This window comes from Oceanobacillus sp. HCA-5259 (assembly GCF_037892815.1).
Lineage (GTDB): Bacteria > Bacillota > Bacilli > Bacillales > Amphibacillaceae > Oceanobacillus > Oceanobacillus indicireducens.
This window is the reverse complement of record NZ_JBBKBV010000016.1, coordinates 1-21,577: the sequence shown is the minus strand read 5'-3', so window position 1 is coordinate 21,577 and position 21,577 is coordinate 1. Positions and strand designations below refer to the sequence as shown.

22 protein-coding genes and 1 other annotated feature are annotated in these 21,577 nt (G+C 39.9%); all 22 genes read right to left on the bottom strand.

Going from position 1 to position 21,577, the window contains the following annotated elements:
• Positions 1–65: 65 nt before the first annotated feature.
• Entirely contained in the window at positions 66–458 is a 393-nt protein-coding gene (locus WKU33_RS10475) for a c-type cytochrome (RefSeq protein ID WP_156856804.1), read from the bottom strand.
• Positions 459–548: 90 nt separating this feature from the next.
• The gene (locus WKU33_RS10470; RefSeq protein ID WP_340454461.1) at positions 549–1,094 is read right to left on the bottom strand and encodes a hypothetical protein; all 546 of its coding nucleotides are present in this window, start codon (positions 1,092–1,094) and stop codon (positions 549–551) included.
• A gap of 127 nt (positions 1,095–1,221) precedes the next feature.
• Positions 1,222–2,337, bottom strand: a complete 1,116-nt coding sequence (gene rpoD, locus WKU33_RS10465; protein ID WP_156856806.1) for an RNA polymerase sigma factor RpoD — start codon at positions 2,335–2,337, stop codon at positions 1,222–1,224.
• Between the two features lie 39 nt (positions 2,338–2,376).
• The gene (dnaG, locus tag WKU33_RS10460) at positions 2,377–4,194 is read right to left on the bottom strand and encodes a DNA primase (RefSeq protein WP_340454459.1); all 1,818 of its coding nucleotides are present in this window, start codon (positions 4,192–4,194) and stop codon (positions 2,377–2,379) included.
• A 457-nt stretch (positions 4,195–4,651) separates the two neighbouring features.
• Positions 4,652–5,467 carry a pyruvate, water dikinase regulatory protein gene (locus WKU33_RS10455; RefSeq protein ID WP_156856808.1) on the bottom strand — a complete coding sequence of 272 codons (816 nt, stop codon included), beginning with the start codon at positions 5,465–5,467 and terminating at the stop codon, positions 4,652–4,654.
• A gap of 17 nt (positions 5,468–5,484) precedes the next feature.
• Positions 5,485–6,117 (bottom strand): helix-turn-helix transcriptional regulator, encoded by a 633-nt coding sequence (locus WKU33_RS10450; RefSeq protein ID WP_156856809.1) that lies wholly within the window; start codon positions 6,115–6,117, stop codon positions 5,485–5,487.
• Positions 6,118–6,202: 85 nt separating this feature from the next.
• Entirely contained in the window at positions 6,203–8,278 is a 2,076-nt protein-coding gene (glyS, locus tag WKU33_RS10445; RefSeq protein ID WP_340454458.1) for a glycine--tRNA ligase subunit beta, read from the bottom strand.
• Complete coding sequence (gene glyQ, locus WKU33_RS10440; RefSeq protein ID WP_188859342.1) at positions 8,271–9,158, bottom strand: glycine--tRNA ligase subunit alpha; 888 nt, start codon at positions 9,156–9,158, stop codon at positions 8,271–8,273. The genes glyS and glyQ overlap by 8 nt, the downstream gene beginning before the upstream one ends.
• Before the next feature lie 69 nt (positions 9,159–9,227).
• Positions 9,228–9,400, bottom strand: a binding site (T-box leader).
• 56 nt (positions 9,401–9,456) lie between these two features.
• The gene (gene recO, locus WKU33_RS10435) at positions 9,457–10,203 is read right to left on the bottom strand and encodes a DNA repair protein RecO (RefSeq protein WP_188859345.1); all 747 of its coding nucleotides are present in this window, start codon (positions 10,201–10,203) and stop codon (positions 9,457–9,459) included.
• Between the two features lie 34 nt (positions 10,204–10,237).
• The gene (locus WKU33_RS10430; protein WP_156856813.1) at positions 10,238–10,381 is read right to left on the bottom strand and encodes a YqzL family protein; all 144 of its coding nucleotides are present in this window, start codon (positions 10,379–10,381) and stop codon (positions 10,238–10,240) included.
• A gap of 96 nt (positions 10,382–10,477) precedes the next feature.
• Positions 10,478–11,380: a GTPase Era gene (era, locus tag WKU33_RS10425; RefSeq protein ID WP_156856814.1), complete on the bottom strand. Its 903-nt coding sequence runs from the start codon at positions 11,378–11,380 to the stop codon at positions 10,478–10,480.
• Between the two features lie 629 nt (positions 11,381–12,009).
• Positions 12,010–12,384, bottom strand: a complete 375-nt coding sequence (locus tag WKU33_RS10420; RefSeq protein WP_156856815.1) for a diacylglycerol kinase family protein — start codon at positions 12,382–12,384, stop codon at positions 12,010–12,012.
• Positions 12,362–12,826, bottom strand: coding sequence for an rRNA maturation RNase YbeY (gene ybeY, locus WKU33_RS10415; RefSeq protein WP_156856816.1), 465 nt, complete (start codon positions 12,824–12,826; stop codon positions 12,362–12,364). Before ybeY ends, WKU33_RS10420 begins: the two co-directional genes overlap by 23 nt.
• The gene (locus WKU33_RS10410; protein ID WP_232334414.1) at positions 12,826–14,994 is read right to left on the bottom strand and encodes an HD family phosphohydrolase; all 2,169 of its coding nucleotides are present in this window, start codon (positions 14,992–14,994) and stop codon (positions 12,826–12,828) included. Before WKU33_RS10410 ends, ybeY begins: the two co-directional genes overlap by 1 nt.
• A gap of 45 nt (positions 14,995–15,039) precedes the next feature.
• Positions 15,040–16,008, bottom strand: a complete 969-nt coding sequence (locus WKU33_RS10405; protein WP_156856817.1) for a PhoH family protein — start codon at positions 16,006–16,008, stop codon at positions 15,040–15,042.
• Between the two features lie 2 nt (positions 16,009–16,010).
• On the bottom strand, positions 16,011–17,228 hold the full coding sequence (yqfD, locus tag WKU33_RS10400) for a sporulation protein YqfD (RefSeq protein ID WP_340454455.1): 1,218 nt from the start codon (positions 17,226–17,228) through the stop codon (positions 16,011–16,013).
• 11 nt (positions 17,229–17,239) lie between these two features.
• Positions 17,240–17,527 carry a sporulation protein YqfC gene (gene yqfC, locus WKU33_RS10395; RefSeq protein WP_229782596.1) on the bottom strand — a complete coding sequence of 96 codons (288 nt, stop codon included), beginning with the start codon at positions 17,525–17,527 and terminating at the stop codon, positions 17,240–17,242.
• A gap of 114 nt (positions 17,528–17,641) precedes the next feature.
• Positions 17,642–18,208 carry a hypothetical protein gene (locus WKU33_RS10390; protein WP_188856479.1) on the bottom strand — a complete coding sequence of 189 codons (567 nt, stop codon included), beginning with the start codon at positions 18,206–18,208 and terminating at the stop codon, positions 17,642–17,644.
• A gap of 33 nt (positions 18,209–18,241) precedes the next feature.
• On the bottom strand, positions 18,242–19,225 hold the full coding sequence (gene floA, locus WKU33_RS10385) for a flotillin-like protein FloA (RefSeq protein ID WP_156856820.1): 984 nt from the start codon (positions 19,223–19,225) through the stop codon (positions 18,242–18,244).
• Between the two features lie 27 nt (positions 19,226–19,252).
• A complete protein-coding gene (locus WKU33_RS10380) occupies positions 19,253–20,584 on the bottom strand; it encodes an NfeD family protein (RefSeq protein ID WP_156856821.1) in 1,332 nt (443 codons plus the stop codon).
• A 225-nt stretch (positions 20,585–20,809) separates the two neighbouring features.
• Entirely contained in the window at positions 20,810–21,256 is a 447-nt protein-coding gene (locus WKU33_RS10375; protein ID WP_156856822.1) for a GatB/YqeY domain-containing protein, read from the bottom strand.
• A gap of 19 nt (positions 21,257–21,275) precedes the next feature.
• Positions 21,276–21,452, bottom strand: coding sequence for a 30S ribosomal protein S21 (rpsU, locus tag WKU33_RS10370; protein ID WP_156856823.1), 177 nt, complete (start codon positions 21,450–21,452; stop codon positions 21,276–21,278).
• Positions 21,453–21,577: the final 125 nt, after the last annotated feature.

Below are 21,577 nucleotides of genomic sequence, written 5' to 3'. Positions count from 1 at the left end.
TACTCCTTTTGAAAAAGAAAAGCTTTCTGTTCTAGCAGAAAGCTCGTCTTTTCCTTTTATAGATATTACTGTTTTTCACTCAACCATTCTGCAAGGGCATCGAGTTCTTCGCCTTGCACTGCTTGTACTGGTGGCATTGCGCCTTTACCATTTTGAATTATTTCTTTTATGTCATCCGCTGAATAAGATGCACCTACAGCTGTTAAATCTGGTCCGCCTCCACCAGTAAGGTCTGCACCATGACACATTGCACAGTTATTCTGGAAAATCTCATCGGCGTCACCACCAGCTGTTTCACCGCCCTCTTCTCCACCGTTTTCAACCTGTTCTGTTTCTTCACCTTCGTCTTCGCCTTCAGCAATTTCCGCTTGGTTATTTAAGCCGATAACTGAAATGATGATGACAGCAACAATTCCTAATACAGCAATAAGTGCGTATGGTACTACTGCATTCTTCATTTAATTGCCTCCTTATGTATTCCCTTTTCTATCTATAAAAGACTATATATAGTTTACTCTATAATGTGTCAATTTTAAAGGGAAATGATATTAATTCCAAAGAAAATAATACAAAAAAACAAATATTACGCCTAAAGCACCTATAAAAGCGATATACTTACTCTTTAATTTATAACCCGCGAAAATCCAGAATATGAAATTACATACGATAACTAAAGCAGCCGCGATTGGTTGGATAAACCATAAGTTACTTATTGATAAACTGAGTAATAAACCCAGGAATAGACTGATGATAAAAGCTGAATGAAAATATACAGCTCGCTTATTTTTATAATAGATAGCAACCGCAACTGAATAGCTAAGTAGCAAAAATAAAATAACTAGTTGCAAATTAACATGAAATTCAGTAAAATAGATGACAATAAACGAGAAGGGAAGTAACAGGTAAAGTAAAGCTATTTGAAAGCGCTCTACCACCTTCGTAAAAGAAGTACCCTTCCTCTGTTCGATGGTTGTTGCTTCTTCACCTTCCGTGTATAAAGCAAGCAAGAAATCGCAATAATGCTCTGGCAGTAGTTTATGTTGTTTCCAGTATTCAATTTCATTGATGATTGTTATCTTACGCTCGTGCTCCACCTGTAATCACCCCATTTTTTATAGGATCGTTCAATGAGGCAGCATCTTTGTTTAGAGCCTGTTTCCATACTGTAAAATAGTCATTGTTTACACGTTTGTCATCGTGTAAACAATGACTGGATTAGTCTTAGTCTAAGAAGTCTTTCAAGCGCTTGCTGCGGCTAGGGTGACGCAGCTTTCTCAATGCTTTCGCTTCAATTTGACGAATACGCTCGCGAGTTACACCGAACACTTTACCAACTTCTTCAAGTGTTCTTGTACGACCGTCATCAAGACCGAAACGCAGACGCAGTACATTTTCTTCACGATCTGTTAAAGTATCAAGTACATCTTCCAGCTGCTCCTTCAGTAATTCATAAGCTGCATGATCAGATGGAGATATAGCTTCCTGGTCTTCAATAAAATCGCCTAAATGGGAATCATCTTCTTCCCCAATTGGCGTTTCAAGTGAAACTGGTTCTTGAGCGATTTTTAGGATATCTCTCACCTTATCTGGTGACAGTTCCATTTCCTCTCCTATTTCTTCAGGAGTTGGTTCTCTTCCTAAGTCCTGAAGCAGTGAACGCTGGACACGGATAAGCTTGTTGATCGTCTCCACCATATGAACAGGAATCCGGATTGTTCTAGCTTGGTCAGCGATCGCCCGTGTAATTGCCTGACGAATCCACCAAGTTGCATACGTACTGAACTTAAAACCTTTTCGGTAATCGAACTTTTCGACGGCTTTAAGAAGCCCCATGTTCCCTTCCTGGATTAAGTCCAAAAACAGCATACCCCGGCCAACATAGCGTTTTGCTATACTTACAACAAGTCGCAAGTTTGCCTCTGACAGTCTCCGCTTAGCCTCCTCGTCACCTTGTTCAATACGGGATGCAAGCTCAATTTCTTCAGCTGCAGATAGAAGGTTCACCCTTCCAATTTCTTTTAAATACATACGAACTGGATCATTTATTTTAATTCCTAAAGGGACACTTAAGTCATCCGTATCTATTTCTTCTTCCTTTGCTATTTTCTGCATATTTGGATCATCCTCAGATTCTCCAATTACTTCAATCCCTTGTTCATTCAAGTATTCGTAGAACTCCTCCATCTCATCGGATTCAATTTCGAAATTTGCAAGTCGGTCAGCCACCTCTTCATAGGCTAATGTACCGCGTTTCTTACCAATTTCGACTAAATTATCCTTAGCCATCTCTAGAGTCATTTCAGTTTCTTTTGTTTGAGTAGGCTTTTTATCGGTCATGAGTCCCCCTCCTTCCAACAAATTAAAATTCCATTACCATTAATGTTTCAGCTTTCTTTGAATCTGTAAAATTTCTTCGGCAATTTGAGCCGCCTTTATCGGATCACTTTGCTGTTCTGCTACCTTTAACTGTTCTTTTAAAGATTGGATTACACTTTTATTACTTGATTCGGTTTCAACCATTCGAATATAATCACCGAGCGCCTCCTCACTAATTTCATCCACCTCAGGGGACATAGCTATCTCCGAGATGAGCTGTTTCAATCTATCATCATTTATACTTTCGAGGAATTTACTTATATCAGGTTTGTTTCCATCTTCATAGAAAGCATAAAGATAAGTAACAATTATTTTATGATCATCAACTCTAAAGTTTGCCCCGAGTTCTTCTTGAACACGGTCAGCCACCCAATCGTTCTGCATCATATAGTAAATAATTTTTCTTTCTGCATTTTGATATGCTGGTAATAGTTTCCGCTTCTTGGGCAAAATAACAGTATTACTAGTATATCTGTTCTCGGATGTCTTATCCGGCTGATTCCCATATTTTGCTTGAATTGTCTCTAATTCTTCTTTTAGAACATCGAGAGACATCGAGAAGTCCTTGCTTAGTTCCTGTAAATAATATTCCCTTTCTAATGAGCTTTCAACCATAGACAGCTCTTTTAACACCTTTTGGATGTAATTCAGCTTATCTGCTTCTAGGCTAAGATTATAATCTTTTTTATAATAACGCATTAAAAACGTCATATACGTATCACTTGCGCGTAAGATTTGGTCTTGGAATGCTTCGCCGCCGTGTCTTTCAATAAAGGTATCCGGATCACTTCCGTCCTTTAAATAAGCGACTTTGACCTTACAACCAGCTTGGCGTAGAGTTGCAGCTGCCTTAAAACTTGCTTCTTGACCAGCATCGTCTCCGTCATAACAAATAATGACATCATTGACGTACCTTTTAAGCATTTTCGCTTGAGATTCCGATAGCGCGGTCCCTAATGTAGCTACAACATTTTTTATTCCTGCCTGGTAAGCTGCAATTACATCCATATACCCTTCAAACAATATTACTTCATTTTCTTTCCGAATATGTCTTTTTGCCAGATCGAAATTATAAAGCAGCCTTCCTTTCTGGAATAATTCGCTCTCCGGACTGTTTAAATATTTCGGTCCTTGATCGTGAATAGCTCGTCCACCGAAGGCAACTGTCTTACCAAGGTGATTCCGTATCGGGAAAATAACCCGCCCCTGGAACCGGTCCGTAACAGTTCCATCATCCCTTTCCGAAACAAGGCCTGCTTTGATAAGTAATTGCTTATTGAAGCCCTTCTTTTCAAGAAATTCCACAATGAAATCTTTAGTATTCGGAGCAAATCCTAGTTGAAAGACATCAATTGTTTCATCTTGGATTGACCGATCTTGGAAATAGTTATATCCTTCCTTACCGTCCTTCGTATAGCGGAGTAAATGATGATAAAGCTTTGTTAACCATTCAGAAGCCTCCAGTATCCGCTGGTTTTCGTCGGAATAGGAAGACCTATTCTCATTTCCTGTCGTAGGAAGGCTGATTCCTGCGCGACCGGCCAGCACCTCCATTGCTTCAAAAAATGAAAAACTTTCTATTTCCATTAAAAATGTCACGACATTTCCACCTTTTCCACATCCAAAACAGTGAAAAATTTGTTTATCCTGTGTGACCGAGAAGGATGGTGTCTTTTCACCATGGAAGGGACAAAGACCGAAGTAATTCCTTCCTTGTTTCTTTAGTTGTACATATTCTCCAACAACATCCACAATATTATTGGCTTTTCTTACTTCTTCTATTACTTCTTCTGGTATTTGACTCAACTCAATCACCATATTCTATTTATTCGTGATAAATCTAGAAACTCCTTCAAAAAACGACATTTTTCTTCATAAAACCGTAAAAAAACAGTGAACTGTTAATTATACAGATTTAGTGCAGCACACTTATTTTGTCTGTATCTGCTCACCTCTATGATGATATTAACCTCCCCACCATTATTTTCCTGAATGAAGAAAATAAAAATGCTGGAATTCTATGCAGTTTTCGCCAAAAAATTAATTTTGCCTTTTTCTTTACTCTTAATTTCGATAAGCAGGGGGCAGATTCCTGCTTTTTAATGAATGTTTTTTTTTCTGAATATAACTCCGCATATTTTAAGTAATAATACTAGGTTTGCACGAAAAATTATTATAATACATCTAGACAAATATTTCTATTCGTTTGCTCATTTTTATTAAAACAGGAAAAAAGCTGGGTGAAAACCCAACCTTTTTTGACTTTTAAGGAATTTTAGTTATTTTCCGCTTTATTTTTGATCATGTGTAAAATAATATTTGCGGTTTCTTCCACTGCCTTATTTGATACATCAATTACTTCACAATTAATTTTTTCAATTACTTTATCAAAGTATTCCAGTTCCTGGTTAATTCGTTTAATTGTTGCATAGGTTGCTTGATTACCAAGTCCAAGGGCTTTTAACCTTTCTTTCCTAATTTCATTTAATTTCTCCGGACTGATGCGGAGACCAATACATTTATCTTTTGCTACTTCAAATAACTCTTCAGGTGGCTCGACTTCTGGAACAATCGGAACGTTCGCTACTTTTATCCGTTTATTAGCAAGATATTGAGATAACGGAGTCTTTGAAGTCCGCGAAATTCCGACTAGGATAATATCAGCTCGCGCAATTCCTCTTGGGTCTCTTCCATCATCATACTTCACAGCAAATTCTATTGCTTCTACCCGTTTGAAATAATCTTCATCAAGCTTATGTACGAGACCGGGTTCTAAGCGAGGTTCTTTTTTAAAGTATTTCTCCATCGCGTCCATCGCAGGTCCCATTATATCAATTGCCTCAACACCAACGCGTTCCGCTTCTTCGTTTAAATAACTTCTGAGTTCCGGATCGACTAAAGTGAATCCGATCATCCCTTGCTGTTCTTTCGCAATTTGTATGTATTCCTGAATTGTCCCCCGATCTTCAACGTAAGGAATGCGGATAATTTTATAATCCCCGTTAAATTGACTTAATCCCGCTTTTACTACAAGTTCCGCTGTTTCTCCAACTGAATCCGATAAAATAAATACGGTCGGTTTCGTACTCATTTTCTTCCCCCTTATATTCAATCAAAACGTTCATCCATTGTTAATTCCACTAGTGCTTTCGTCATTGACGTTTTTGTTATTCTCCCAATAACTTCAAGTCCGGCTTCCGTATCTTTTACTACTGGAAGTCCATCAATTTGCTTATTGATCAACTTTTGTGCTGCTTCGATTAAGGAATCATTTTTCCTACAGACCGTAATATTCGGCATCCTAGTCATGATGATGTGGACAGGTACGCCGCTTAAATGCTGTTGCCCCAAACTTGCCCGCAGCAAATCTTTTCTGGAAAGAACACCTGTTAGGCATGACTGTTCATCGACAACGAATAACGTACCTACATCTTCTAAAAACATGGATGTAATGGCATCATAGACGGAAGCATCTTCCCTGATTGCAACCGGTATCTGCTGGTAGTCCTGAACTTTCAACTTTTTTATATTCTCAGTGAGCAACTCTGACCCAGTCTTTCCAGTAAAAAAGTAACCGACGCGGGGTCTTGCTTCTAAAATCCCCGCCATCGTTAGAATAGCAAGATCAGGTCGTAATGTTGCCCTAGTTAATCCTAATTTTTCCGCAATTTTCTCACCCGTTATCGGGCCATTTGGTTTTACAATCTCAATGATCTGTTCTTGACGATCCGATAATTCCATCTTCCCACCACCTATAGGACATACTAATCACTATATATTATACATTATTTGGTGATGGAAAGGAATTATGTTATACTATAAGCTTTTAGAAATGTTGTTTCCACTCAATTAGAGCAAGATCTGCATAGTCTAAAATTAAACTGGAAATAGCTGCAACGAGTGCTAACCGATTATTCCTTAATTCCATATTATCTGCCATAACCATATTATTGTCAAAGAATTCATGGATTGGGTCGGCTAATGCCTCCAGTTGCTCAAATGCTTTCACGGCATCGTGTGCTTTATCATGGTCACTAAATGCTTTACGCGATAACTCAAATTGTTCGAATAACGCTTTTTCCGAATCCGTTTCAAACGCCTGTGGATTGATTTCATTATTTTCCGCTTTATCAGCAAGGTTTAGTATGCGAACAAGCGCTTCTTCCTTTTCTTTAAAAGCTTCTTCATGACGTTTTTTCGATAAATGACGAGCTTTAGCCATTGCATAAGTAAAGTTGCCCATTTCCTTATCCATGACAGCTTGGAAAACATCTTGTTCTATTCCGGCTTCTTTTAACAAATGAGAAGCACGCAGCTTGAAGAATTCATGGATTTTCTCTTTATAATCACTGATCTTTTCAATCTCTAGCTCATCGTATAAGTCATAGGCAAGTTGTAAGAGGTCCTCTACTTTCATTTCCCATTTTCCAGCTTCTAAAATACGTAAAACGCCGATTGCTTGCCTTCTTAGCGCATAGGGGTCTTGAGATCCTGTAGGGATCTTACCGACCGATATAATCCCGACAATCGTGTCGATCTTCTCGGCAACACTAAGGATTGCCCCAATTTCTGAATCGGGAAGGTCGCCATTTGCATGTGTTGGAAGATACTGCTCTCGGATAGCTGCTGCTACAGCTTCTTTCTCACCTAAATTCAAGGCATAAATTTCACCGATAACCCCTTGTAAATCAGTAAATTCATTAACCATGTTCGTCATTAAATCAAACTTACTGATTTCTGCCGCCCGCGAGGCATCTTCTATCATATTAGCAGGCAAGTTCAGATTTTCTGCAATCCGTTCCGTTAAATCAGTAACTCTTTCCGTCTTTTCAGCAAGTGTACCTAGTTTTTCTTGGAAAACGACGCGTGATAATTTCTCTAAATGATGATCTATTGTATTCTTTTGATCTTCCTCATAGAAAAACTCCGCGTCTTGCAGCCGGGCGCGTAATACTTTTTCATTTCCTCGAATCACTGTTTCAAGAGCGGTGTCATCCCCATTTCTAACTCCAATAAACGAAGGTAGCAACTTCCCTTCTTTGGACTTCACTGGAAAGTATCGTTGGTGCTCCTTCATCGAGATAATTAGAACTTCACTCGGGAGACCAAGAAACATTTCCTCGAATTCCCCTTTAAAGACTGTTGGGTATTCGACTAGGTTAGTCACTTCGGCTAACAAGTCTTGATCAACACTCACTTGAAATTGATCATTTTGCAGTTCATCGATTCCTTCCAAGATACGTGCTTTCCGTTCCTTGGCATCAGCTATAACAAAGTTTTCTTTTAATTTCTTCTCATAATCCATCGCATCACCTAAAGTCACTGACTCCCCAAGGAAACGATGCCCGTAAGTGACATTGCTCGTTTCAACTTTAGTAATTTCAAATGGCACAATTTCGTTTCCATACAACGCAACAAGCCAGCGAATCGGTCTGGCAAAACGCAAGGTATTCGTTCCCCACCGCATATTATTACTGAACGAGATGGATGTGATAACATCTTTAAACCCTGGTAACAGTTCGTTGGTCGCTTTTCCTTCAATCCTTTTTGTAACAAACACATATGCTTTACCGTTTATTTCTTTTTCCACAAGGTCTTCCACCGTTTTTCCCTGCCCTTTGGCAAAGCCTATTGCCGCCTTTGTCCATTCTCCATTCTCGTCTTTAGCAATGGTTAGGGCTGGCCCTTTTGCCTCTTCTTCAATCGTCGTTTGCATGTCAGCAATATTTTCAATTCGTACTGCTAAACGACGCGGAGTGGAAAAAGAAGTAATCGAGTCATACGCAATCCTTAAATCCTCTAGCCATTTGGCTGTTTTTTCTCTTAATTGCAGCTCCGCGTCATCTATAAAACGAGCTGGTAATTCTTCCATTCCTATCTCGAATAAAACATGTTTAGCCATTTACTTCTTCCCCTTTCCGAAGCATTGGAAAGCCTAATCTTTCCCGTTCTTGTACATATGTTTTCGCAATACCTCTCGCAAGATTCCTTACCCTTGTAATGTAGCCTGTTCTTTCTGTTACAGAGATAACACCTCGCGCATCAAGTAAGTTGAAGGTGTGCGAACATTTCAAGACATAATCATACGCCGGAAACACAAGCCCTTTTTCCATAATCCGCTTTGCTTCGTTCTCGTACATGGAAAATAATTCAAACAGCATTGCTGTATCCGATTCTTCAAAAGTATATGTCGAATGTTCGAACTCTGGTTGATAAAAAATATCTCTTACAGTGACACCATCCGTCCACTCCAAATCAAAGACATTTTCTTTATCCTGGATGTATGAAGCTAACCGTTCTATTCCATATGTCAGTTCGACTGAAACCGGATTTGCTTCAAGTCCACCAATTTGCTGAAAATAGGTAAATTGGGTAATTTCCATTCCATCCAGCCATACTTCCCAACCTAAACCAGCAGCACCGAGCGTAGGATTTTCCCAGTTGTCTTCTACAAAACGAATATCATGCTGCAGTGGGTCTATCCCAATCTTTTTTAATGACTCCAAATATAGTTCCTGAATATTATCAGGTGATGGTTTCATAATGACTTGGAACTGATGATGCTGATACAGCCTGTTAGGGTTATCCCCATATCTGCCATCATCCGGTCTTCGCGATGGTTCCACATAAGCAACATTCCACGGTTCCGGTCCGAGACTCCGAAGTAGCGTCATCGGTGACATCGTCCCTGCCCCTTTCTCCGTATCATAAGCTTGGACGAGAATACAATTTTGCTCGGACCAATGCTTTTGCAATTCTAGAATCATTTGTTGAATATTCATTATCAGTACCTCCATTTACTCCTTTTAATCATAAGAAAAGCCGTCCCTATGCTTGTAGTCTATTACAAGCATAGGGACGGCTTTTATACCGCGGTTCCACCCTATTTACCCAAGTTTCTTGAGTCACTTTATTATCATGCTCTGGAGTGCCTCTTCCTTATTCAATCTTCATCCAGCTTACACCATCCTGGACTCGCTTGAGAAGAATTATTGATAAGTACTTTCTCCTTCAACACATGTGAAATATTATTTTGTAAATATGTAACATCATAATCCAAAAAACGGATAATGTCAATGTTCATCCTTTAAACTGATCTAATTGATTCAAAAATCTCCTTGATTTCAAGAAATATCCACCAAATCGGTCATAATAGGCATCAAGAAGCCGCCTAAATAACTGACGGTTTTCTAATTTCACCGATATTTCACCGACTTGCTCGATCCCAACTGCTTGAAACATCTGCAATAATTTTACCTGTATTTCTGTTAATTGGACAGCTTGGTCATCAAGCGACAAACATCTTCTGCATAATAAGCCGCCTTCTCCTATTGAAAATGCATAAGGTCCTTCTTTATTTCCACAATTACTACAGTGGGAAAGCGTTGGCGCAAAGCCACCTTTTTGAAATATTTTTAATTCATACATCAAAATAGGGATACCATATTCATCGTGTTCCGCAATCCATTCCATCGTACGGTAGAGCTGATCGTATAAATAAGGCTCTGGTGTTTTATCATCAAGAAGTTTCTCCGACAGTTCAATCAGATAAGCAGTATAAGCTGTTTTTTCAATATCTTCCCGCAGTGGCCGAAAAGATTCTAAGATTTCCCCCTGTCGAATTGTACTTAAACCGGGATTGATATATACAAAAAATTGACCAGCAATGAATGGCTGCGTCACAGCAGCCATTCTGCTTCTAGGCTTCTTCGCCCCTCTTGCCATTGCGGTGAACTTCCCGATATTCTTACTAAATATCGTTATAATTTTATTCGTTTCGCCATAATCAATCGTCTTTAAAATAATCCCTTCAATTTTTTCAAGCAAAGCTGTTCAGCTCTTTTCCTTTCATAATCCCAGGTTACATTTTGGTTGTCTCAATCTCATTTGATTCATCTTCATCTGCATCATTCTCTTCATTATCTACATTTTCCAGTTCTTTGTATAATAAATAGGTTTCAATGTTTCCTGTCTGACTAAATACTTTCCACGTAATATCAAGCACAAGAAACCCCGCCTTTCTATTTTTTCTTTTGAAAATGCTTCTATTTCTAGATTGACCATGAAGCTGAAAATAATAAGTATTAAATTTTACCATGGTTTAATATTCATCTTGTCTAAATCCTAATTCGTGCAGTTGGCTCTGCTTATTCCGCCAGTCTTTTTTAACTTTTACCCAAAGTTCTAAATATACTTTCGAACCGAGAAGACGCTCAATATCTTTCCTGGCTTCTTGACCGATTTTCTTTAGCATACTACCTTGCTTACCGATAATAATACCTTTTTGGCTACTTCTTTCTGTTACGATTGTCGCTTGAATAAAGACGGTTTCATCCTTTCGTCTTTCCATGTTTTCAAGTGCGACAGCGATGGAGTGCGGCACTTCTTCCCTCGTAAGATGCAGTGCTTTTTCCCGAATGAATTCTGTAATAATAAAGCGTTCTGGATGATCCGTGATTTGATCTTGCGGATAATAAAGTGGTCCTTCCGGCAAATAATTCTGTAATTCGGTTAATAAGCGATTGACATTATTCCCTTGAAGTGCAGAAATTGGAATAATTTCCTGGAAATCACCTTTTTGCCTATATTCATCAATAATACCCAGTAAAGATTCTGGTGAAACTAAATCAATTTTATTAATAATTAAAAAGACAGGGCTTTTAACGTTTTCCAAACGATCGATGATAAATTGATCCCCTCGTCCATAACCCTCGTCTGCGTTAATCATAAATAATACTGCATCGACTTCATTTAATGTATTGTCGGCAATTTTCATCATGAAATCTCCGAGGCGGTGTTTCGGTTTATGGATACCTGGTGTATCGATAAACACCATTTGATAATCATCGGTTGTAAGTACACCCTGTATTTTATTTCTTGTTGTTTGTGGCTTATCACTCATAATGGCAATTTTTTGTCCGATTACGTGATTAAGGAATGTAGACTTTCCCACATTCGGTCTGCCAATAATCGCGATAAAGCCCGATTTATAATTGGATTTCATGTAATTTTTCCTCCAAGATGTCTTGTTTTTTATTATCATACTATAAAACGAATCGCTTTTTCTACTTTCGACAAAGGTTCTGAAAACTTCCGAAGAATTGACAGGGGATAAATCACTTTCATTCAGCGTAAGTGCAACCTTCTCCTGGAGGTCCGCAGTCCAGACACCTCTCGCTTTCCGCAGGCGGCTGGTGAGCCTCGACGCATAGGATGTGCTAATGCAGACGTTGCCACAGGACGTGGCGTTCTTAGTCTGCCTCGGGCTGTCGCCCTGCGGGGTCTCACCTATGCCTATCCTCCTGCTGGAGTCTCGAGGTGTCTGGACTGCTCCTAGGAAAAGTCCAATTTGGAGCACTATTTTTCATTTAAGGAATTAGAACTCTCACCATAGTTGGGATAGTTTCCGTTAATAATAACGCTCTCTACCAGTTCAGTTGCCCGGCGGACGGTGACTCCTACGGGAAAAGCACGAGTCCGAAGACCCCGCAGGAAGCGAACTTCTTCCGAGGAGGCTGAGGCCGTGCCCGTGGAAAGCATCCGTCCGCCGGGCAACTGAACGGCGATTAGAGCACCAAATTAAATAAACGAGCAAAGACACCTACGCTGAATGAAAGTAATCAGCTGAGTACGTTAGAAGATGGATAGGAGTTTTGGGAGAAAAATAATTACTCCGACTAGTACAGCAACAATGGAACTGACAAAAACAGCACCTGCAGCCGCATCTTTAATGAAGCGGGCATCGGGATGAATCTCCGGTCGCAGATAATCAATCAATTTTTCGATCGCTGTATTTAAAAGTTCCGTTAGAAGAACCAGCCCGATTACAATAATAATGAGTGCCCATTCGAGCTGCGACAGCTCGAATAGTAAGCCAGCAGCAAGAACCAGTACCATGGTGCTTACATGAAAACGAAAGTTCCACTCCGATTTAAATACGGCCCTGATTCCAGCAAAAGCATGATGAAAGCCGACCTTTCCTCTCTTATCTTTCAATGCCAAACTCACTCAATATCTCTCTTTGTTTCGCAAACATTTCCTTTTCATCTGTCTCTGTCATATGATCGTAGCCAAGTAAGTGCAAAAATCCATGGATGGTCAGAAAAGCAATTTCCCGCTCTAGAGTGTGCCCATACTCATCCGCTTGTTCCTGTGCCCGGTCGACGGAGATCACGATATCGCCAAGTATAATAGGTATATCCACTCCTTGGATATGCATCTCTCCATCCACACGGTCCTGCATGGCAAAGGATATGACGTCTGTCGGTGTGTTCCTCTGCCGGTAATTACGGTTTAATTCTTGGATTTCACCATCATGGACAAAATTAACGGACATCTCCGCTTCGTTGGAGACCCCCTCCCGCTTTGCAGCAAATTCCAATAGACGTTTCAATAGATCCACCTGGTCGGCTGGTAATAAATTCGTTTTATCATGAAAATCGATATGCATTATGTTTCCTCCCTATTTGGATACTGGATTCTTGAATGGAAAAAACCTTTTAATGAATCACAAATTGTCCGTTGAATGACTTTTAATTCCGTTAATGTTAGTGGACTTTCATCCAATTGGCCATCCGCTATTTTATCACTCATTATCGCTGCAACAATCTCTTCAATTTTCTCTTCGGTCGGCTCAGATAACGACCGCACAGCAGCTTCTACAGAGTCACAAATGCTGACAACAGCAGCCTCTTTCAATTGCGGTTTGGGACCAGGATAACGGAACTCCTCTTCCTGCACATCTGGATTCTTCTCTTTCTCTTTATAATAGAAGAATTTGAGCAATGAAGTTCCATGATGTGACTTTGCAATCTCAATAATTTCTTTCGGTAACTTGTTCTCTTTCAACATTTCTACCCCATCATAAGGGTGACTAATGATTATTTTTGCACTTTCTTTTGGATCCATCCGGTCATGCGGGTTCTGATTAGATAACTGATTTTCAATAAAGAACTGCGGACGGACGGTTTTTCCAATATCATGATAATACGCACCGACTCTTGCTAACAATCCATTTGCACCAATCGCCTCACATGCCGTCTCACTAATGTTCGCAACCATGACAGAATGGTGGTAAGTGCCCGGTGCTTCAACTAGCAATTTCTTGAGTAAGGGCTGATTCGGGCTTGAGAGCTGCAGCAATCTCGTGTCTGATAAGATACCCAAACCTGTCTCAAAGAACGGTAAAAGACCGATTGTCAACACTGCAGCTAAGAATGCGGAAACAAGTCCGTATGCTGAGTTTAGGAAAAAGTCAATTAACGTATATTTTTCAAAGGACAAGAATAGAAATAGTAATACAGTCAGGATATTCACTAATATAATTCCCAATCCCGCCTTTAAAATAGCTAAACGGTCTTTCACTTGCGGGAAGAAAATAATTCCTGCCAGTTGGGAAAAGAAGAAATAAATTCCTGCTTCAATATTTAATGCCCCTGGAATAAGTCCATTGAATATAACTGTACCTATAATTGCATAAATTCCTGCCATAATGATCGCCAGCCGTTCACTGATGAATAACTTCAATAAAAGGGCCCCCATGGCAATAGGCATAATATAGAACAGTTGGTTGTTATCCGTCGAAAATAGGCTGACAACTTTCATTAATGTAACTACAATGAAACTTATCGTTAATAGCGCAGCCAATACGCGCTTATTCATTGTTTCACGCTTGGCCAACTTATTAATCTCGACGAATGAAATACTGCCAAGTATAATTAACAACAGAACTAAGCCGATGACGGGAAAAAAATTACGTTCCCCATCAAGTAAACCGACAAGTTGCAGCTGTTCATATATTTCATTCGTAATCACTTGACCTTCACTGACTATGATCTCCCCGGCTTTTATCATTTCCGGATCGACATTGCTGGCAGCAATTTTTCGTGCTTCATTCGTCGCTTCCAAATCGAAAAATGAGTTTTCTGTTACGATAAAGTTTGCAAACTCGATAAGCGCATCTTTAAGAACAGGATCGAGTTCTGAATACTTTATTTCATCTTCGACAATGCCTCTAGCCGATTGCAGATTCTCTGTTCGGACTCCCTCTTCCATTACCTCTTTTACACTAGCGATAAAAAGCTTTTTAGCCTTTTCGATTTCCTCCCGCGGTTGATTAATTAATGTACGAAAGGAATCGGCACTCGCTTCTAGTACAATTTCTTCGGAGAGGACTTGTCTTAATCGGTCAATTTTCTCCTCCGTCGATAGTTCGGCAGCTTCCTCTTCGCTTTCTCCTTCTTTCACCTGTTTATCTTTGTCCTTGGTCTTATTCGATTCATCGTTTAAGGAAAGAACTGCATCGAATAACTCCTCACTATAACCGATTCTTTCGTTATTGACCTGTTCGGATATCGAATATCTGTCACCGATTTGCTGGACCGCTTCCCTTGTCTTTCTCTCTGTTTCCACTTCATTTTCAATCGTTACCGGTGAACGGATCGTCGTATTCGCTGTAGCAAATCGTTGTAAGTCATACGTTTCCGTATAGACATTATTTAAGGAAATGAAAAAGAAGAAAATACTTTGTATGAACACTGCAACGACAATTAAAAATAAACTTGTTCTATTTCCCAGCCATTTCTCTACTTTTTGGAAAAAATTCTTTTTCTTTTTCACTTTCCTCTTACCCCCTAAGTGAAAATAAGACCTACAGAGCAGGTCTTACTGATTCGTATCATTATTTTCATATGCATGGATAATCCGCTGAACGAGCGGATGACGAACAACATCGGATCCTTTCAAGTACACAAAAGAAATACCCTCTACATTCTGGAGGATTTGTTCCGCAATCCGAAGACCGGAATGCACTCCTTTTGGTAAATCAATCTGTGTGATGTCACCAGTAATCACCATTTTTGACCCGAAGCCTAGTCGAGTTAAAAACATCTTCATTTGAGCAGGTGTTGTATTTTGGGCTTCATCTAAAATAACGAAAGCGTCATCCAATGTTCTTCCACGCATATAAGCAAGCGGGGCAATTTCAATAACTTCCCTCTCAATTAACCTTGCCGTATGTTCAACTCCTAAAACATCGTGCAACGCGTCATAAAGCGGACGTAAATACGGGTCAACTTTCTCTTTTAAATCACCTGGTAGAAAACCAAGGCTTTCACCTGCTTCAACAGCAGGTCTTGTTAAAATAATCTTCTTCACAAGACCTTTCTTCAACGCATCGACAGCCATCACAACGGCTAAATACGTTTTACCCGTTCCAGCAGGACCAAAGCCAAATACTAAGTCTGTTGCCCGTATCCGGTCCACGTATACTTTTTGGCCTAATGTCTTTACACGAATGGACTTTCCTTTCATATTCTTCGTAATTTCATCTTCAAATAATGCTTCAAATTGATTGATCGTTCCTTTTCTAGCCATCTCTACCGCATAGGCGATATCTCTTTCCGAAAACGATATGCCTCTTTGAATTAAAGAAAGTAAAGAAAACAGCACTTGTTTTAGTACTTCAACCGCTTCCACACTGCCTGAAGCTTGTACTTTCTCTCCGCGTGAAACAATACGGATATCCAAAAGGGATTCCAGATGTTTTAAATGCTTATCATTGTTTCCGAATAAAGCTAGCGCTTCGGTTGGATCTTGTAATTGTAAATCAATATCAGTTAAATTTCCTGCCATACTTAATCTCCTTGGTTTATCGGTTGTTCAACAGCTATATTTTCTTCTACCGTGATGTACAAGCTTAGTTTTACTTTACCATGACGGATGGTTTCATGCAAAACTTTTTCCGTGATAATTTCAGCATCTTTCCCAAGCCTTCTTTGCAAATCTTTTTTAGCTTGGCGAATACCGGCCTGTATTGCTTCTTCTCGTGTTCTCTCACTGTACCAAGGAGTACTCTCGAGCCTCTTTTCAGCTGTAAAGTAGATCGGAGGACGCCATCCAAAAATATCTAATTGATATTCATCTGTTTCTATCAACTCATGTTCAAAATGTTCAAAACGAGTGAGTGGCCAAATCGGAATAGATAATGAACCGAATTTAATTCGGTATTTTTCATTCGTATTGCCAGTTAATTCAACATGCTCTGCTGTTAAAGGGACGTTCACTTCCGCTTTATACCAAGTTGTTGCGATAATCTCACCATCTGCAGCAACCAATTCGAATTCCTGCTTATCTTCTTCCTCGTCAATGATATTCAGCTTTTCAATTGCTCCAGAAACAAGTACATCCCCCTTCTCGACCACATCATTGACCGTTACTTCAGGCATTCCTTTTTTCACATACATATATTGGATAACACCGCTCTTACCAGCAACTAAATGCCTTGGACCTGCTGGCTCTTCCTTTTCGATGATGAGTTTTTCCACCCCTTCAAGATAAAAACTTGTCCCTTTTTTGTCCACACCAATCCAAAGCAATTCCGGCACATCTTCGAGCAATAATTGTTGGATTTGATTAGGGGATTCGATTGAGAAAGTAAACGCTCCTGGATAAACACCATAACTAGTTAATTGTTCCTTGATTTTATTTTCCAATTCTTCCGGAACTCCTGTTACCGTTACTTGCCATACCATATTGGAGAGGATAAAGAATAATAATAAACTAAGCAGAAGACCGATTAACAAAGGTTTTTTTCTGCCGACTCTTTTCTTAAAAAAAGGTAATCCATGTTTATTCAAAAAATGGATTTTAAATTTGCTTCCACGCCGAAGTTTGCGGATTTCCTTCACATCTTTAAGCAACACGCTTGCTGTACATTGGTTAACATGAACTTTTTTTATTTCCCAAAGCATAATTCCATTCCGCGCGCATTGTTGCAAGAATTGCTCCGGGTGGTCACCTGTGACTTGAATCTCTACAACTCCTGATAGATAGGATCCTTTTACAGATTTCATATGTCCTCCTTTTACAATGAACTAGGTATATATTTTATTTCCTCAATTTCTCCTTCTAGCAAAATTTCTTCTGGGAGCATTTGTTTCAAGACAAAGGAAGTACCGAGTATTTGTACATATCCATTCGTCGTTTTTAATTTCAATTCTGTCTCGGAATATGTCTCTAGTCCTTTATGATTCTCAATATACAGGTGGAAGTTGCCGATTATCGTAAGCCGCGGCAACTCCAGCAAAATATCGGAAGGAAGTGCTAAATAGTTAACCATTAAGTTGCGGAACTTCAGATGCCATTTTTTCACGGATACATCCCCCTCTTCTCTATATGTATGAACGACTAAAATGATTAAGACCTTGATAAAAACAAAAAACCATTAGCTTTGCACCGAGTAAATCGATGTGCTAATGGCTTTTTTTTATCTTTTATAACGTTCGGATGTGACACTCTGGTAAGGTTTCATGGAACGAGGTCTACCTAATACTTCGGCCATAATAATTCCGTTGATCAAACCTTTCTTCTTCAAGCTCCGGCGGATATCTTTCTTTAATACTTTCTGCTCCTCCGATAAGCTTTTCAATACTTCCATTTGTTGACGGCTGATGAAGTCATCTATATTCCCATCCGTGATGTTTATATCTGCGGCTCCCCTATACCTTTCCTGTAATCGTTCCATTTGAGCCTGCTGTTCTTCTTCCATCCTCTTTGGTGTAGCGAGGGTTACCGTTGCTTCTTTCGGTTTTGGCTCTATTTTAGTCGTCACAACCTCTTTAGGGCGCTCTCGTACGGTTTCTTTCCGAGTTGACGCGGGAGCTGGTCTTGGTTGCCCTTGCTGTCTAGTCTGTGGCTGCTGTGGCCGATTTGGGCGCTGTTGTTGCTGTTTTTTCTGTTGTTCTTTATTGCTTGAAAGCATTCCGATAATTCCTGAGATGATCAAAATAACCAGGAACATATTTTCAAAGATAAATTCGAAAATCTCGCCCATTACTTCCCTCCTTTACAGGAAACAAAGAAGTGATTAATTGTTATCATCATTGTCTTCCGTTAGTTTACCGATTGTATCGCGCATTTCCGTGTCCGCCCCAATATTGCGGTAATTCATATAATCCATGACACCCATATTGCCTGAACGTAGTGCTTCTGCAAGGGCACGCGGAACATCTGCTTCAGCTTCCACAACCTTCGCGCGCATCTCTTGAGTTCTTGCAACCATCTCTTGTTCTAGAGCAACAGCCATGGCTCGGCGCTCTTCCGCTTTCGCTTGAGCAATTTTCTTATCTGCTTCCGCCTGGTCGGTCTGTAGTGTCGCACCAATGTTCTTACCGATATCAACATCGGCAATATCAATTGAAAGTATTTCAAAAGCTGTTCCTGCATCTAACCCCTTAGCAAGTACAGTGTGGGAGATAGAATCAGGATTTTCCAGTACTTGTTCATGTGTATTAGAACTACCAATTGTACTAATAACCCCTTCACCAACACGGGCAATTACTGTTTCTTCTCCTGCACCACCGACTAGACGGTCAATGTTCGCTCTTACAGTAATTCGTGCCAAAGCTTTTACTTCAATTCCGTTCATGGCAATACCTGCTATAAACGGGGTTTCAATCACCTTTGGGTTAACACTCATTTGTACCGCTTCTAAAACATCACGGCCAGCAAGGTCAATCGCTGCTCCTCTTTCAAAAGGAAGTTCAATATTCGCACGGTGTGATGCGATAAGCGCATTTACAACACGATCAACATTACCGCCAGCAAGATAGTGACTCTCCAGCTGATTGATTGATACATTAAGTCCTGCCTTATGTGCTTTTATAAGTGGATTAATCACCCGGCTCGGCACAACCCGACGTAAACGCATCCCGATTAGTGTGAAGATGCTCACCTTAACACCTGCTGCGAGTGCACTGATCCACAGTGTGACTGGAATGAACGTGAATAGGATTGCAAGTGCAATAATAATCACGGCAATAATAATAAGTGGTAAAACATCAAAACCCATAAAAACTCCTCCTAAAACAATAATTTTTTATTCTACTATCTCTCGAACCACAATTCGCATTCCTTCTACTTTCGTTATTTTAATCTTTTTCCCTTTGTCGATAAAGCTGCCTTCTGACACAATATCGAGATATTCATCACCGAATGAGCCGGTTCCAGATGGACGTAAAGGAGTGAGCGCCACCCCCTCCATACCGATCAACTCGAGACGGTTTACACTTGATACATACCCAAGTTCCGTTGTTGTCTGGTCTTTTAATATGATATGGCGGAACAAGCCTTTATCCGCCCCAATTCTTCGGTATAGGAATATCGCAGCAATAACCGCAATAATAAACGAAATACTAATACTAAGTGCCATATGACCGAGATCATAACCTGACATGAATAAGGAGCCTAATACTGCACTGATTCCCAACAGACCGGCAATACCACCTGATAAAAAGAATTCCAAAACGATGAGAATGATTCCGACAACTAATAGTATAATGGCTTCCATTCCAGCTAGTCCAGCGACAATATGCCCATAGAAAAATAGGATAAGTGCGATAATTCCCATTGTTCCAGGTATACCGAATCCAGGAGAATACAGCTCAAGAACGAGTCCAAGACTTGCGATTGAAAGCAAGATCGGAATGACAGTCGGGTGAGTTAAAAATCTTGCTACTTCTTCCGCAAGCGTCGTTTCTGTTTCAACGATCGTCGCATTTGTCAAATCAAGCTCTGCCAATAACTCTGTACGATGATTGACAATTCCTTCCGCATAGCCTACTTCCACCGCTTCATTTGGACCAAGTGTAAGGTACTTACCTTCAGGTGCCCCGTATTCAGGCAAATCAATGGATGGGTCTGCCATTGCAGCAGCATATAACGGATCTCTCCCCTTTGATTCAGCAGCACTTCTCATGGCTGCTAACCAAGCGGATTGCGCCTTTTCATCGGCAGCATTTCCATCCCCGGTAATTACCCCACTCGCCCCCATCGTTGCATGTGGCCTGAAATAAATAGTATCGGTGTTAAGGGCAATATAGGAGCCTGCTGAAAGTGCTTCGTTTACAATAAATGAAGTGTTCGGGATTTCCAGACCTTGTAATAGTTCTGCAATTTGTCCGGCAGAATCCACTCTCCCTCCAGGTGTGTTGATTTCAAATATGATATGGTCGGCATTTGACTCAATCGCTTCATTAGTCGTTCGTTTTAAAAACGCTTCAAGTCCTCGTTCCACCTCGCGTTCAATTGGAATAACATAAACAAGCTTTCCAGTTCCTTCCCCGTGAGCCTTGTTCGTAAAAGTTGGTAGAAAAATGAAGATTACAAGTAATGTTAATAATATGTAGTGCAGGATCTTTTTGGCAGGCAATTTAAACACCCCCTTCGTTGGTATCTTACTATACGGATAAAAACAATCATATGTTTCACTTTTTAAATTTTTTTGCAGAAGATACCGTTTCCTACTAAAATACTACCACATATCCTTCAGTTATGAAAATTTGTATAGAACTAAAAAATGGTCCCGATATCACCAAGATGATGATCGGGACCATTTTAAGGGTATAAAAGACTGATTAGCATGCTAACTCGTCTTTCATTTCAATTTTTCTTCAACAATTTGCTTTACTTGAGAGCCGTCTGCTTTACCTTTGGTTAATGGAATTACTTTCCCCATTACTTTTCCAATATCTTTCATCGATGTTGCATTGGCTTCTCGAATAGCTTGTTCTACAATTTTCTCCGTTTCCTCTATAGACAGTTGCTTCGGCATATACTGCTCTAACACTTCTATTTCAAACTGAGCCTTGTCAGCAAGGTCTGCTCGATCCGCAGAAGTAAATTCCTGGAGGGATTCTTTTCTTTGTTTGAGCTCTCTGGACAAAATTGTTAGTTCTTCATTTTCCGAAAGATGTTCTTTTCCTAGCTTGATCAATTCATTTTGAATCGAAGCCTTTACCATGCGAATTACAGTAAGGGTATCTTTATCCTTCTTCTTCATCGCTTGAATCATATCTTGATTAAGCTTTTCAAGTAGAGTCATTTACGCTAACACCCTCTTCTTAGTATCTACGCTTTCTTGCTGCCTCCGATTTTTTCTTCCGTCTTACGCTAGGTTTTTCATAGTGTTCACGCTTGCGATATTCTTGCAATGTACCACTTTTCGATACATTACGCTTGAAGCGACGAAGAGCATCCTCAAGAGACTCGTTTTTACGTACGCGAGTTGAATTTGACATGCTTGTTTCCCTCCCTCCGAAGCAAAAAACAAAAATTTCTACATATGAAAATCAAGTCACATGCTTCCTAAATTATAATATAAGCAGGCGTGCTGGTCAACTTAAAGTTTTGAAAAGAAAAGATT

Bases quoted from the DNA above. Each gene is read 5' to 3' on its own strand.
- WKU33_RS10475 (WP_156856804.1), bottom strand. From the start codon at position 458: ATGAAGAATGCAGTAGTACCATACGCACTTATTGCTGTATTAGGAATT.
- rpoD (WP_156856806.1), bottom strand. From the start codon at position 2,337: ATGACCGATAAAAAGCCTACTCAAACAAAAGAAACTGAAATGACTCTA.
- dnaG (WP_340454459.1), bottom strand. From the start codon at position 4,194: ATGGTGATTGAGTTGAGTCAAATACCAGAAGAAGTAATAGAAGAAGTA.
- WKU33_RS10455 (WP_156856808.1), bottom strand. From the start codon at position 5,467: ATGAGTACGAAACCGACCGTATTTATTTTATCGGATTCAGTTGGAGAA.
- WKU33_RS10450 (WP_156856809.1), bottom strand. From the start codon at position 6,117: ATGGAATTATCGGATCGTCAAGAACAGATCATTGAGATTGTAAAACCA.
- glyS (WP_340454458.1), bottom strand. From the start codon at position 8,278: ATGGCTAAACATGTTTTATTCGAGATAGGAATGGAAGAATTACCAGCT.
- glyQ (WP_188859342.1), bottom strand. From the start codon at position 9,158: ATGAATATTCAACAAATGATTCTAGAATTGCAAAAGCATTGGTCCGAG.
- era (WP_156856814.1), bottom strand. From the start codon at position 11,380: ATGAAATCCAATTATAAATCGGGCTTTATCGCGATTATTGGCAGACCG.
- ybeY (WP_156856816.1), bottom strand. From the start codon at position 12,826: ATGCATATCGATTTTCATGATAAAACGAATTTATTACCAGCCGACCAG.
- WKU33_RS10405 (WP_156856817.1), bottom strand. From the start codon at position 16,008: ATGGCAGGAAATTTAACTGATATTGATTTACAATTACAAGATCCAACC.
- yqfD (WP_340454455.1), bottom strand. From the start codon at position 17,228: ATGAAATCTGTAAAAGGATCCTATCTATCAGGAGTTGTAGAGATTCAA.
- WKU33_RS10390 (WP_188856479.1), bottom strand. From the start codon at position 18,208: ATGGGCGAGATTTTCGAATTTATCTTTGAAAATATGTTCCTGGTTATT.
- floA (WP_156856820.1), bottom strand. From the start codon at position 19,225: ATGGGTTTTGATGTTTTACCACTTATTATTATTGCCGTGATTATTATT.
- WKU33_RS10375 (WP_156856822.1), bottom strand. From the start codon at position 21,256: ATGACTCTACTTGAAAAGCTTAATCAAGATATGATTCAAGCGATGAAG.
- rpsU (WP_156856823.1), bottom strand. From the start codon at position 21,452: ATGTCAAATTCAACTCGCGTACGTAAAAACGAGTCTCTTGAGGATGCT.